The organism is Legionella lytica, assembly GCF_023921225.1.
Taxonomy (GTDB): domain Bacteria; phylum Pseudomonadota; class Gammaproteobacteria; order Legionellales; family Legionellaceae; genus Legionella; species Legionella lytica.
In genome coordinates this window covers 2,890,196-2,904,605 of record NZ_CP071527.1, presented here as the reverse complement: position 1 = coordinate 2,904,605, position 14,410 = coordinate 2,890,196, and the positions used below count along the sequence as shown (strand labels likewise).

Sequence of the window (14,410 nt, the reverse complement as noted above, 5' to 3'; positions counted from 1 at the left end):
GTTACCAGCCCATTGTAGCATTATTTTATTAATTGTGCTGTTTTTTTATTAAATATTTTTAAAATTTTTCAATTTAATGTGAAAAAACATACAATGCGCGCACATAATAGAGGATTTGTTCAGAAATCTCTAACTTATAATTTAGGTTTAAGTAGTTCTTCGCCATCATTTTTTTTGAGTGTTAAGAATATTGCCCCTGATAAAAGCGTCAGAATACCTAGTGTTGCGAAAGTTTGATGGAGTGCTTTAATCGACAATTGCTGGTTGACGGTAAAAAAACTAATGATAATTGCCGCAGCGGCAACCCCAAAACTTTGAGCTAATTGTTGAATGGTGCTCATAATACTGGTTGCTGCGCTCATATTGTCTTCGCTGACCTCAGCATAGGCTAAAGAATTCATTCCCGTGTATTGCAGCGCAATTAAGAAACCATAAATAAAGGTAAGCGAGCTAATCTCATAGATTGATGAGGACGAATTTATTAGGCATAAAGACCATAAGGCAATACTAACTAAAATAGTGTTTAAGATGAGTAGTCTTTTATAGCCAAACAAACGAAGTATGTAGACAGACATGGGTTTAACCAACAACACCCCTAAGGCGATTGGTGTAAGTAAAAATCCGGACAGTTGTGACGAATAGCCCAAGCCAATTTGCAAGAGCAGGGGAAGTAGAAAGGGGGTGCCTCCAAAGCTTAAGCGTGCAAATAGATTACTGGTGACGGCAACTGCAAACGTGCGTAATTGCAGCAGTTCTACTTTGATAATGGGGTGTTTTTTATGGCGAGACTGGTTGATGTAAGCAAGCAGTAAGATGAGTGCCGAAACAAGAACGACCAGAGTATGAGAGCTGCCAATGTCTGATTCGCTGAGCATTGATAAGCCAAAGGTAAGCAAAGCCAGGCCGCTGCCGAAAAGTACAAACCCTAGTTTATCCAAGGGTGGAACCGGACGACATGGCATTAATGGTAGGTTTTTATGAGAAAGATAAATGGCCAAAATACCTGCCGGAATGTTGACCCAAAAGATCCAGCGCCAAGAGAAATGATAGGAAATTATACCGCCTAATAAGGGGCCTAGCATCATTCCTAACGCAGCAATCATCACGACCTGGCTCATTTTTGCAATGAGTTCATGGCGCTCAAAAGTCCGTAAAATAATAAGCCGTCCCACAGGCATTGTTAATGAGCCGCCCAGGCCTTGGATAATGCGGGCACAAATTAATTCGCTGAGGCTCTGGGTAAAACCACACCAGGCAGAACTTAAAGTAAATACACAAACGGCGGTAATGAATACTTTTTTAATACCATACTTATCGGCAATCCAGCCACTAATTGGGATAAAAATAGCAAGACTTAATAGATAGCTAATTAGAGCTAATTTTAAATCAATAGGGTTTACATTGAGGCTATGTGCCATAACTGGAATTGCTGTATTAATGATGGTGGTATCAACCGCCTCCATGAACATAGCAAAAGAAACGATGAGTAAGATAATATTTTTTTTCATAAAATTCAGTATATCAGGGCATCTGAGATACGTCATTACCACGATAAAGCGAAGGAAAGCTTGCACGATTATGCATGTTGGGTCCATGGCCCAACATGGGGTTCTGGTGTGGTTTAATGCCTGAGACGTGAAAACGAAAGTGCGGCAATTTCTGAAGTATTAAGGCATCTAAGAACCATTCAACATATTTTTAATACCCGCCAAATGAGATTTAGCCAGGTTTTTAGAGCGTTCTTCACAAGGAGCCACTTTTTTACCAAACCATTCCAGGTATTCCGCGGGTAGTTCCTCTAGAAATCGACTGGGCAGACAATCTTGCATTTCTCCCGCCTTACGTCGTTGATTTGCCAAGGTAAAACATAAACCTTTTTGCGCCCGAGTAATGCCTACATAGGCCAAACGTCGTTCTTCCTCAATTTGATCATCATCAATACTGACTCGATGTGGAAGTAATTCTTCCTCCATCCCAACTAGGTACACAAAAGGAAACTCAAGTCCTTTTGATGCATGTAGGGTTAAGAGCTGTATTGAGTCACTATCTTCTCCGTCAGATTGTTCTAAGATGTCAATTAAGATTAATTTGTTGATTACATCGGTTAAGGTATGCTCTGGTTTTTTTGCCAATAAACGACCAACCCATTCCAATAGTTCCCAGACATTATCCATCCGTTTTTGTGCTTTAGCGGGCGTATCGCATTGTTCATAGATATAGGCTTCATAGCCACTGTCTTCAACCATTTGCTTTAAATGTTCCACAATGGCATCGGATGAGGTAACGCGTTTTTTTATTTCCTCCATCCATGATTTAAATTGCAGCAAGGCCGTCCGTGGTTTTTCGGCGATATTTTCACTGAGTGCCAAATGATCCATTACCTTATAAAGACTAAGTCCACGATTTTGTGCATAGTTCCCCAGAACATCGAGGCTTGCTTCACCAATTCCGCGTTTTGGAGTATTGATGACTCTTAAAAAGGCGGCGTCATCTGCCTCATTACAGAGTAATTTCAAATAAGCAAAGACATCTTTAATCTCTGCTTTGGCAAACCAAGATTGGCCTCCACTAATACGGTATGGAACCCCATAATGGCGCAGTACTTTTTCAAAGATCCGTGATTGGTGATTACCTCGATACAAGATTGCGTAGTCACCATATTCAGTTCTCGCGCGCATTTTATGGCTAATTAAATCCGCGATGACTTGCTCGGCTTCATCATTTTCATCTTTGCAACGAACTACTCGCAACAACTCGCCTTGCCCCAGATCGCTCCACAATTTTTTATCAAAAAGATGCTGGTTATTGGCAATGAGATGATTGGCGGCATTTAATATAATGTTGGTTGAGCGATAATTTTGTTCTAATTTGATAATTCTTAATTGAGGATAATCCTCTTGCAATTGTTTTAGGTTTTCTGGTTTTGCTCCTCGCCAGGCATAAATAGATTGATCATCATCACCCACGACGGTAAATTGCGAACGCAGCCCGGTGAGTAGTTTAACCAAAAGATATTGACTAGTATTTGAGTCTTGATATTCATCTACTAATAAATGGCGAATTTTATTCTGCCAATACTCCCGCACCTCAGGGTGTTCTTTAAGTAAGGTCACTGGAAGACGAATTAAATCGTCAAAATCAACGGCATTATATGCTTTTAATGCTTGTTGATAGCGTGGATAGAGTACGGCTGCTTCAGCGTATAAAGGGGCATCGGAGGGATTGCGCAAAACTTCCTCTGGAGTTAACAGATCATTTTTCCAACGTGAGATACGTTGTTGAATCTGCATCAGAAAATCACGCTCAGTTGCCTTATTGGCAGGCAAAAAGCTGCGCAATATTTGTAAGCAATCTTCGCTATCAAAGATGGAAAAGCCCTTCTTTAGATCGCATAAATCAAGATTACGCTTAACCATGCTTAAACCTAGGGTATGGAAGGTGGCAATTTTTAATCCCCGCCGATTTGCGGCAGGAAGAACTGCGGCCACTCGAGCACGCATTTCACTGGCTGCTTTGTTGGTAAATGTTACAGCACATACGCTGTTGGCTGCATACCCGCACTCATTAATTAAGTAGCCTATCTTCTGCGTGATGACTCGTGTTTTGCCGCTGCCTGCTCCTGCAAGAACTAATAAAGGTCCGTCTATATAATTTACGGCTGCCATTTGTTGGCTATTTAGCATCTTTCTGGTTCTCGCTCAAAAAAGAGCGATTATTGCTTCTCTGAAAGGATGAATCAATAATTAATTCATGGAGCGCTCTACGTCAAACTCTTCTTCAGTGTCAATTTCAATAAATTGTTGTCGTGCATCCAATGATTTAGGTTCTTCAACTTCTTCTATACCTAAAATAACTTTATCTAAAGTTTTAATAATAGGTATGAGTATGTTTTTATCGATCATGATATGTCCTCTATTTTTTTATGTGGATTCTTTTAAGCATAGTTCACCGTAAGGATTTCTCCACTAAAAAAGAGTAAAAATAGTGTTAGATTGTCGTCGCTATGCTGGCTGGTACTGGCAATAGGAGAGTTAGGCTCCAGCTGATTCCTCCGTCAGTGGTAATATAGTGAATCGGGGTTTCTGTTTCCGATGAGACAGAGCGCGGTCTACGGTCGCCTGTCGGTTGCGCAAAATGTGATGCTGGGAAGCTATATTGATATAATTCCGGTAAGAGTAACCTATTAGGCTATCATTCGATAGAAAAATCCTGTGATATTCATCGTGAATGCTCTATTTTTAACATAAAATATTATTCATAAGGTTCTAAACTAAGATAGAATACCCACTATTTTTGCACTTGAGTTCATTATGAAAGAATCTGATACCCTGCAACGCTTTATTTTTGAACATGCCAATATTCGTGGCGAAATAGTACACATTGAAAAAACTTATCAAACCATTATGGCTCAGCGTAATTATCCTCCCATGGTTAAAAATTTGTTGGGTGAGGCCATCGTTTCATGTTTATTACTTGCATCCAGTATTAAATTTGAAGGCAGTTTGAGTTTACAATTTCAAGGAGACAAGCGTTTGTCTTTGCTCTTGGTTCAATGTGATCATGAGCTCAATATAAGGGCTTTTGCGCGCTTTGAAGAATCTTTGGAAACCGAAGATTATGCTAAGGCCTTCCTTAGTGGGCAGATGGTAATGACGATTAACCAGGATAATCAAACCAACTCCTACCAAAGTATGGTGCCTTTACAGTCCACTTCCATGAGTGAAAATTTAATGAATTATTTTGCTCAGTCCGAACAAATATCTACCCGTGTTTGGTTGGCAGTGAATGAAACTGCTGCGGCGGGGATGTTATTGCAATTAATGCCTGGGCAAGATACGGTACAGCGAGAGCAGTTTTGGGAGTACGCTGTACAATTAGGGCAAACTGTCAGTGAAGAAGAGTTGTTAACCTTAGATAATCAAACCTTACTTTATCGTTTGTATAATGAAACTGAGGTACGTGTTTTTGACAGTCGTGGTACTCAATTTCAATGCCGTTGTAGTCTGGATAAAATGCGGCAGGTGATTAATATTCTCGGCGAGAAAGAAGCCCAGGAATTATTAGAGGAACAGGGTAAAATAGATATTCGTTGTGACTTTTGCAACAAGGAATACCTCTTCGATGCGATTGATGTCGCCATGTTATTCCATAAGTAAATGTAGCCTGGTTGCTCGCAACAGGGAGGCAATGTACTCTTTAAACAAAGGCTAGCATTGCCTAAACCAGGCTTCGTTAATCATTTACTGTAACGTCAATTTAATCGCAGACAACAGATTACAATCTGTTTGGATTAGTTGCACACATTGCCCGCGCATTGCCTGCAAGATTTGTTGTAAATTAATAAATTGCTCACTAAGTTCAATGAAAAGCTCAGAGGAAGGTTTTGCCTCCAATTCACTCACACTTAAATAAGCTGCCTGTCCCATTTCGGAAAAATAATTGAGACTTACATGGCGTCGCTTGGCGATTCCAGGAAACAGACCGCAGAAAAGTAAGCTTTTATCACCGACATCTCGCAGATATTGGGTTTGCATGGGACGTGGTTTATGGACCGACTCTAAAAAGTCGAGCGCAACAACGGATTCAATGAGCTTGGTTCCTTGGGAAAAGCGCATTAATAGAAACACTAAATAACTTTCAGTGTTTTCATTGAGTACAAGCCGAGTCGTTGCTTGAGCCTCATTAACCAAGGCATGCCATTGGCTAATATCAGTAGGATGTAAAATTAATGGTTGCATATAGCCCCCGTTTTTAAGCTCCTCACTACTAGTCTAGCAAAGCTTTGCTATTTCTGTGTATTTTAAAGTAAATCAGCGGTTTTTATTTTGTATGAGTTTAAAACATCGGGCTACTTATTCTATTGAATTTAGCATAATTAACGTGTCGGATAGGTTTTACTGGCCTATTGATGTATAATGTCGAATCTATGAACAAATACATTGTTTTTTCCTTTAAAGGCTATTTATGATTGAACAGATTCGCAATATTGCCATCATTGCACACGTAGACCATGGCAAAACCACCCTAGTTGATAAGCTTTTGCAACAAACAGGTACTCTTAATGAACGAGCTCCTAAAGTAGAGCGCGTTATGGATTCTAATGCTTTGGAAAAAGAACGAGGCATTACCATTTTAGCTAAAAACACTTGCGTGTATTGGAATGATCATCAAATTAATATTGTTGATACTCCTGGACACGCGGACTTTGGTGGGGAAGTTGAGCGAATTCTGTCGATGGTAGATTGCGTGCTGTTGCTGGTTGATGCGGTAGACGGCCCGATGCCTCAAACTCGCTTCGTAACGCAAAAAGCGTTTGCACAGGGATTAAATCCAATCGTGGTGATCAATAAAATTGACCGCCCAGGTGCTCGACCTGATTGGGTTATGGACCAAGTATTTGATTTGTTTGACAATCTTGGTGCGACCGATGAGCAGTTAGATTTCCCAGTTGTTTATGCTTCTGCATTAAATGGCTATGCTAAGCTGAATCTAGAGGATGAAGCTACGGACATGAGCGCTTTATTGCAAACGATTATTGATAAGGTTCATGCACCGCAAGTTGATGCTGAAGGCCCATTCCAAATGCAAATCAGTTCGTTGGATTACTCATCTTATGTAGGGACTATTGGTATTGGTCGTATTACTCGCGGTCAAATCAAAGCAAAATCTCCTGTGAAAATTATGGATAAAGACGGCAACATTCGTTCTGGCCGTTTATTACAGCTCTTGGGCTTTAGAGGTTTGGAACGTGTTGAGATTGAAGAGGCAAGCGCTGGTGATATCATCGCGATTACTGGTATCGAAGGCTTGAAGATTTCCGATACAGTTTGCGATCCGGCTATGGTTGAGGGGTTACCTGCACTTTCGGTTGACGAGCCAACCATCAGTATGACCTTCCAGGTAAATGATTCGCCTTTTGTTGGTCAAGACGGTAAATTTGTTACCTCACGTAAAATTCGTGAGCGTTTAGATACTGAGTTATTACACAACGTGGCTTTACGCGTTGAAGATTGCGATGACCCGGATAAGTTCCGTGTTTCTGGTCGTGGGGAATTACATTTATCTATTCTGATTGAAACCATGCGCCGTGAAGGCTATGAGCTGGCAATTTGTAAGCCAGAAGTAATCCTGCACGAAGTTGATGGCGAACAACAAGAGCCTTATGAGCGTTTAACCGTTGATGTGGAAGAGAACCATCAAGGTGCAATCATGGAAAAATTGGGTGAGCGCCGTGGTGAAATGCAAGATATGGTTCCAGATGGCAAAGGACGGGTGCGCTTAGATTACATCATCCCAACTCGCGGCCTTATTGGCTTCCATAGCGAATTCTTATCCGCTACTTCAGGTACAGGCTTGATGTATCACGTGTACGATCATTATGGTCCTGCATATAAAGGACGTATTGGTAAGCGTGTGAATGGTGTATTAATCGCCAACTGCCAAGGAGCTGCACGTGCTTTTGCCTTATTTAACTTACAAGAGCGTGGACGTTTATTTGTTGAACACCAAACACCGTGTTATGAAGGTATGGTGGTTGGTATTCATGCCCGTGACAACGATCTGGTCGTGAATGTAACTAAAGAAAAACAATTAACCAACATGCGTGCGTCAGGTACTGATGAAAATATTATCCTAACGCCACCAATCAGATTAACGTTGGAACAAGCTTTGGAATTTATTGATGAGGATGAATTAGTTGAAGTAACGCCTAATTCAATTCGTATTCGTAAAAAAGCGCTGAAAGAACATGAGCGCAAAAAAGCATCTCGAGCAAATAGTGACGAATAAAACTAAATTTAAGCGTGTGATTTTATATGCACGCCAACATCGTGCAAACCCAGGGGTTAACGACAGCTTAAATCGCTTGGTTGAGTTTTTGGAAAGCCAAAAGGTCAGCGTCTATCAAGACGTTGACACTTTGCTGGGTTTTGACGTGCAATTACCGGTCTTAACTAAAAATGAGATGGGTGAAAAAAACGATTTGATCATTGTGATTGGCGGAGATGGTAGTTTGATTTCCGCTGCTCGTATGGCCACGAAAGTAAATACGCCGGTCATCGGGATCAACCGCGGACGCCTAGGTTTTTTAACTGATATTTTACCTCATGATATTGAAAGCCAGCTTAGTGCGGTATTGGCCGGACAATATAAAGAAGAAAAACGCTTCTTATTGCATGCTCGTATCTATGATGATAAAGAGACTTATTTTGAAGGGGATGCGGTAAATGATGTGGTTTTGTCACGTGGTAATGAAACGCATTTAATCGAGTTTTCTGTATACGTAAATGAGCAGTTGGTTAGTCATTATCGTTCTGATGGCATGATTTTATCGACCCCTACTGGTTCTACAGCGTACGCTTTATCTGCTGGTGGGCCAATTATGCATCCTGAATTGAATGCGATTGTGCTGGTGCCGATGTTTTCTCACAGCCTCAGCTCCCGTCCTTTGGTCGTTGATGGCGAATCAAAAATTGAATTACACATTAATGAAGGCAATGAAGCCGATCTGTGTGTGAGCTGTGATGGGCATCAGTCGCGTATGGTAAAACCAGGACAGCGAGTTACGATTCAAAAAGATGCACATCAGTTACGATTGTTGCATCCTCTTGATTATCATTACTATGATACATTACGATCCAAGCTTGGTTGGGAATCCACACATCAGGGATAAATCATGCTCACAACTTTGTGCATTGAACAATTTGCAATCGTGCAACACCTGGAATTAGATTTCACGCAGGGAATGACCGCCTTTACCGGGGAAACCGGGGCTGGTAAGTCGATTATGATCGATGCGTTATTACTGGCTTTAGGTGAACGTGCCGATGCATCAGTAATTCGTCCCGGGCAGGATAAATGCGACATTACTGCAGGTTTTTACGTGCATCAAAATTCGGAGCCTGCGCAATGGCTGGCAGAACAAGATATTCCTTGTGAGGACGGCGAAGTCTACTTACGTCGAGTAATCTATGCAGAAGGCCGTTCAAAATCATACATTAATGGGCAACCCTTTCCACTACAAAAAATAAAAGAACTCAGTGAAAAGTTAGTACATATTCATGGGCAACATCAGACACAAACCCTGATGCAGCATGCCACTCATCGCCAGCAATTAGATCAATATGCGAAGAATCATGCCCTGTTTGATGAGGTGGCTCGGCTTTATAAGCAATGTCAGAAAGTGCAACAAGAAATTGATACCTTACAAGGTTTAGAGCAACAAGCCGATCGTATTGAATTATTAAAATTTCAAATTGAAGAACTTTCCACCTTAAATCTGCAAGAGAATGAAATTGATACTTTGTATCAAGAGCATCAAATGTTGCACCATGCAAAAGAATATTTGCAACACAGTCAGAATATTCATGGTTTATTAAATGCTGAAGATGAGCCAAATGTGTGTACGAGCTTAAATCATATTTTGCAATTGCTTAGTCAACTACCCCAAGAGCAAGCGCAAATTAAAAATACCTATGAATTAATTAACGGTGCTTTAATTCAATGTGAAGAGGCCATTGGCGAAATGCAGCAATTTGCTGAGCGGGTGCATCTTGATCCAGAGCGTTTGCATGAAATAGAAAGCCGCATGAGCATCATTCATCAGCTGGCGCGAAAATATCACGTTGATAGCAGCCAACTGGCAGAACATGCACAACGTTTACAGAAACAATTAACGTTATTACAAGACAGTGAAGCTAAGTTAGCGGATTTACAACGACAACATCGTGAATTGGTGGCGGCTTATGAGCAAGCCGCAAACTGTTTAAGACGTGCCAGACAAGAGCACGCCCCCAAGTTAGCCCAGGAAATCTCTGCCAGCATTCAACAATTAGGAATGCCAAAGGGTTGGGTTGAAATTGACATCACCCCATTAGACAAGATGTATGCACATGGCATGGATAAGGTCGAGTATAAAGTATGTACCAACCCTGGCATGCAACCTGACGCACTGAGTAAAATTGCTTCAGGTGGGGAACTCTCACGAATCGGTTTAGCCATTCAACTGATCACCGCCCAACAAGGCTCCACTCCAACGTTATTATTTGATGAGGTAGATGTGGGTATTGGTGGTGTTACCGCGGCCTTAGTGGGACAAATGTTGCGTAAATTAGGTGAGCGTTTACAGGTCTTTTGTGTTACTCATCAACCCCAGGTTGCCGCCTCGGCGCACAACCATTTTATGGTGGAAAAGAGTAGTGATAATACCCAAACCTTCACTCGTATTTCCTTACTGCAACACGCGGAAAAAATCGATGAAATCGCCCGCATGTTAGGCGGCTTAACAATAACAGAACAAACACGCTCACATGCTCGAGAATTATTACAGCAGAGCGCGTAAGTAAGTTTAGGTTTGTAGTTGTTGGTAAAATATCAGCAGATTACGAGCCGGCAAAAAAAGGAACTCAGGAATGCAACTAATACCAATCATTCTTTGTGGCGGAGCGGGTTCACGCCTTTGGCCAGTTTCACGTGAATTACATCCTAAGCCCTTTATGCGTCTTGCAGATGGGCAAAGTTTATTTCAAAAAGCATTTATTCGCGGAGCTTCTTTACCTAATGTACGTGAAGCGATGATCGTTACGAATAAAGAGTTTTTATTTAAAATGATTGAAGAAAGCTCCGAGGTTAATACGAATCATATTGAAACCTCATACATTATGGAGCCCTTCGGCCGTAACACCGCAGCAGCCATAGCATCCGCCGTACTGAATACCATTAATTTACATGGCGAACAGGCAATGATGCTTGTTTTAGCGGCGGACCATTTAATTTTGAATCAAGATGCGTTCCAAGCAGCAGTAAACGATGCTTTGGCGTTGGCTGCTAATGATAAGCTAGTCACTTTTGGCATTTCACCTACCGAACCTAAAACAGAATATGGATACATTGAGGCGGAAGCAAATCAAGTATTACGCTTCGTAGAAAAGCCTGCATTAGACAAAGCCCAGGAATATTTAATTTCCGGCCGGTTTCTCTGGAACTCTGGGATGTTTTTATTTTCTGCTGGCGCTATGTTGCGCGCCCTGGAAGAGCATTGCCCAGAAATTTTGCATGCGGTGCGTGCTTGTTTTGCTCAGTCACACTTGGTGCATCATCAAAACGTTGCTGGTTTAGAATTAGATGAAGAAACATTTGCCCAAGTTCCAGATAATTCCATTGACTATGCGGTCATGGAGAAAGCTGAGAATATCGCAGTGATCCCCTGTCAGATTGGCTGGAGCGATGTAGGGTCGTGGACATCTATTGATGAGTTAATTGAGCCTGATGCGCAAGGTAATCGTCTTGAGGGCGATGTGTTATTGTACGATGTCTCCAACTGCAATATAAGAAGTAATAATCGCTTAGTTGGGGCCGTGGGGCTTGAGAATTTATTGATTGTGGATACCCCTGATGCGCTGCTCGTTGCTGACAAGTCGCGTGCGCAGGATGTAAAACATATTTATACCCAATTAAAAGCACGGGGCCATGAAGCCTATAAATTACATCGTACGGTATATCGCCCCTGGGGTACTTATACAATACTCGAACAAAGCGAACGCTTTAAAATAAAGCGTATTGAAGTGAAACCCGGTGCAAGCTTAAGTCTACAGATGCATCATCATCGCAGTGAACATTGGATTGTGGTCAGCGGTATGGCTAAAGTCGTTAACGGTGAGGAAGAGTTTTTTGTTCGCGTTAATGAGTCTACTTATATTCCCGCAGGCTGCAAACACCGTTTGGAAAATCCTGGAGTCCTTGATTTGGTAATGATTGAGGTGCAAAGCGGGGATTATCTGGGTGAGGATGATATTGTTCGTTTTCAAGACAACTATGGACGGGGTTAATTTCCATGACACTCGCATGTTTTAAGTCTTATGATATACGCGGCAAGCTTGGTATTGAATTGAATGAAGAGCTTGCATACCGCATTGGTTTTGCTTACACGCAATTTTTAAACGCAAACTCCGTGGTGGTGGGAAGTGATGTACGCCATAGTAGCGAATCATTAAAACAGGCTTTAGCGCGCGGCATCATGGATGCTGGAGCAGATGTTATTGATATCGGCATGAGCGGAACAGAGGAGGTTTATTTTGCTACCTTTCATTTAAGTGCTGATGGAGGGATCGAAGTTACCGCCAGTCATAATCCAATTGATTACAATGGCATGAAATTAGTCCGTAAAGGTTCGGCTCCTATTAGCGGCGATAGTGGTTTAAACGCCATTGAAGAGCTAGTGATAAAGAATGAATTTCAACCTGTTGCACCAAAAGGACAATATAAGCAATTAAATATCCTCGATGCTTATGTCGATCATTTACTAAGTTACATTCATTCGCAGCAATTAAAACCATTAAAACTAGTCGTTGATGCAGGTAATGGTGCTGCAGGGCATGTAATTGATGCCATCGAAGCGCGCTTTAACATGGCAAATATTCCCGTTAGTTTTATTAAGATTCATCATGAGGCGGATGGGGATTTTCCTAATGGTATACCGAATCCATTATTAATGGAAAATCGTCAAGCAACTGCCGCGGCGGTAAAAGCGCACCAGGCAGATATGGGTATTGCCTGGGATGGAGATTTTGATCGTTGTTTCTTGTTTGATGAGCAGGGTGAATTTATTGAAGGATACTATCTGGTTGGTTTATTAGCAGAGGCTTTTCTCAAAAAAAATCCTGGTGGCAAAATAATTCATGATCCACGGCTAACCTGGAACACCATTGATATTGCTCAGCGAGCTAATGGCCATGCAATTCAATGCAAAACCGGGCATGCCTTTATTAAAGAACGTATGCGCAGTGAAAATGCGGTATACGGTGGGGAAATGAGTGGGCATCATTACTTTCGTGATTTTGCTTACTGTGACAGCGGAATGATTCCTTGGTTATTAGTGATTGAGTTAGTGAGTCAAACTGGCAAGTCGTTAAAAAGTCTCATTGATGAATGTGTTCATGCCTTTCCTTGCAGTGGTGAAATCAACTATGAAGTTGCTGATGCTAAGCGAGTGATGGAGCGTGTAGAAGCTCATTTTTCTGCATTACAGCCTAAAATAGACCGGACCGATGGTATTAGCCTAGAGTTTGAACACATGCGGCTAAACCTGCGCTCTTCTAATACAGAGCCTCTATTGCGATTAAATGTTGAAACACGAGGAAATTTACCTTTAGTGAAGGAAATCGTAGGAATAGTTGAGGCACTTATATTGAAGTAAATGTCTATTGAGTGTCCTGTTATTATGGTTCATTTTATGTTAATTTACGCCCTTTATCACGTTTAAATTAGGATTTCCCAAATGCTTAAGGTAATGACCATAGTGGGCACCAGGCCTGAATTAATAAAGATGTCACGCGTCATTGCTGAATTTGATAAACATACCAACCATATTTTAGTGCATACAGGTCAGAACTTTGATTATGAGCTTAATCAAATCTTCTTTGATGATTTGGAAATCCGTAAGCCTGATTATTTTTTAGAAGCAGTTGGAGATACAGCCGCTCAAGCCATTGCGCGTATTATTGAAAAAGCTGATGAAGTCTTGGAAAAAGAAAAGCCTGACGCGCTTCTACTTTATGGGGATACTAATTCTTGCCTCGCGGTTCTTTCTGCAAAACGTCGTAAAATCCCAGTATTTCATATGGAAGCAGGTAACCGTTGTTTTGATCAGCGTGTTCCTGAGGAATTAAACCGTAAGGTACTTGACCATTTAAGTGACATCAATTTAGTGTTGTCAGAGCATGCACGGCGTTATTTAATTAGTGAAGGCATACCTGCAGAAAGAATCATTAAAACAGGCTCACATATGCAAGAGGTTCTTGAGCATTTTATGCCCAAGATTTTATCATCAGACATCTTGTCACAACTTGATTTACAACCTCAGCAGTATTTCTTAGTTAGCAATCATCGGGAAGAAAATGTAGACGTTCCCGAAAACCTGCAGGATCTATTAGATACATTACAGTCTTTGGCACAAACCTATAATATGCCGGTAGTGGTTTCTACTCATCCTCGAACAAGAAAGAGATTAGAGAGTCTTAATGTTACTGGATTGGATTCACGCATTCACTTCTTAAAGCCATTTGGTTTTCTAGACTACATTAAACTGCAAATGGAAGCATTTTGTGTCGTATCAGACAGTGGCACGATTACCGAAGAAGCCTCTTTGCTAAATCTTCCTGCAGTTACTATTAGGAATACGCATGAACGTCCAGAAGGCATGGATGATGCGACTTTGGTCATGTGTGGACTCAAATCAGCTAGTGTTTTGGATGCTGTACGTATAGTCACCTCACAACATAATCAAAGCTCACGCACCTTTAAAGTTGTTTCAGATTATGAAGGTGGTTGTGTTTCGAAAAAAATGGTTCGAATTGTATCCAGTTATGTTGATTATATTAATCGCGTTATATGGTCAAAATAGAATAATTTCAGG

General features: G+C 41.2%; 11 protein-coding genes. 7 read left to right on the top strand and 4 right to left on the bottom strand.

Features of this window, described 5'->3' with window-relative positions; all coding sequences use genetic code 11:
• Positions 1–134 precede the first annotated feature (134 nt).
• The 3 genes from J2N86_RS12780 to J2N86_RS12770 all read right to left on the bottom strand — a co-directional run bounded on the left by J2N86_RS12780 (position 135) and on the right by J2N86_RS12770 (position 3,902).
• Positions 135–1,508: an MFS transporter gene (locus J2N86_RS12780; RefSeq protein ID WP_252579838.1), complete on the bottom strand. Its 1,374-nt coding sequence runs from the start codon at positions 1,506–1,508 to the stop codon at positions 135–137.
• A gap of 168 nt (positions 1,509–1,676) precedes the next feature.
• Complete coding sequence (locus tag J2N86_RS12775; RefSeq protein ID WP_252579837.1) at positions 1,677–3,683, bottom strand: UvrD-helicase domain-containing protein; 2,007 nt, start codon at positions 3,681–3,683, stop codon at positions 1,677–1,679.
• 60 nt (positions 3,684–3,743) lie between these two features.
• Positions 3,744–3,902 (bottom strand): hypothetical protein, encoded by a 159-nt coding sequence (locus J2N86_RS12770; protein WP_252579836.1) that lies wholly within the window; start codon positions 3,900–3,902, stop codon positions 3,744–3,746.
• A gap of 408 nt (positions 3,903–4,310) precedes the next feature.
• On the opposite strand from J2N86_RS12770, the gene hslO reads away from it, so the two are divergent.
• Entirely contained in the window at positions 4,311–5,156 is an 846-nt protein-coding gene (gene hslO / locus J2N86_RS12765; protein ID WP_252579835.1) for an Hsp33 family molecular chaperone HslO, read from the top strand.
• 84 nt (positions 5,157–5,240) lie between these two features.
• Here the strand turns inward: hslO and J2N86_RS12760 are convergent, their stop codons facing one another.
• Positions 5,241–5,738 (bottom strand): hypothetical protein, encoded by a 498-nt coding sequence (locus J2N86_RS12760; RefSeq protein WP_252579834.1) that lies wholly within the window; start codon positions 5,736–5,738, stop codon positions 5,241–5,243.
• Between the two features lie 226 nt (positions 5,739–5,964).
• On the opposite strand from J2N86_RS12760, the gene typA reads away from it, so the two are divergent.
• The 6 genes from typA to wecB all read left to right on the top strand — a co-directional run bounded on the left by typA (position 5,965) and on the right by wecB (position 14,398).
• On the top strand, positions 5,965–7,788 hold the full coding sequence (gene typA / locus J2N86_RS12755) for a translational GTPase TypA (RefSeq protein ID WP_252579833.1): 1,824 nt from the start codon (positions 5,965–5,967) through the stop codon (positions 7,786–7,788).
• On the top strand, positions 7,748–8,671 hold the full coding sequence (locus tag J2N86_RS12750; RefSeq protein WP_252579832.1) for an NAD(+) kinase: 924 nt from the start codon (positions 7,748–7,750) through the stop codon (positions 8,669–8,671). The genes typA and J2N86_RS12750 overlap by 41 nt, the downstream gene beginning before the upstream one ends.
• A gap of 3 nt (positions 8,672–8,674) precedes the next feature.
• On the top strand, positions 8,675–10,339 hold the full coding sequence (recN, locus tag J2N86_RS12745) for a DNA repair protein RecN (protein WP_252579831.1): 1,665 nt from the start codon (positions 8,675–8,677) through the stop codon (positions 10,337–10,339).
• Positions 10,340–10,409: 70 nt separating this feature from the next.
• Positions 10,410–11,825, top strand: a complete 1,416-nt coding sequence (locus J2N86_RS12740) for a mannose-1-phosphate guanylyltransferase/mannose-6-phosphate isomerase (protein WP_252579830.1) — start codon at positions 10,410–10,412, stop codon at positions 11,823–11,825.
• Between the two features lie 5 nt (positions 11,826–11,830).
• Complete coding sequence (locus J2N86_RS12735; protein WP_252579829.1) at positions 11,831–13,192, top strand: phosphohexomutase domain-containing protein; 1,362 nt, start codon at positions 11,831–11,833, stop codon at positions 13,190–13,192.
• An 81-nt stretch (positions 13,193–13,273) separates the two neighbouring features.
• Positions 13,274–14,398 (top strand): non-hydrolyzing UDP-N-acetylglucosamine 2-epimerase, encoded by a 1,125-nt coding sequence (gene wecB / locus J2N86_RS12730; protein WP_252579828.1) that lies wholly within the window; start codon positions 13,274–13,276, stop codon positions 14,396–14,398.
• Positions 14,399–14,410 lie beyond the last annotated feature (12 nt).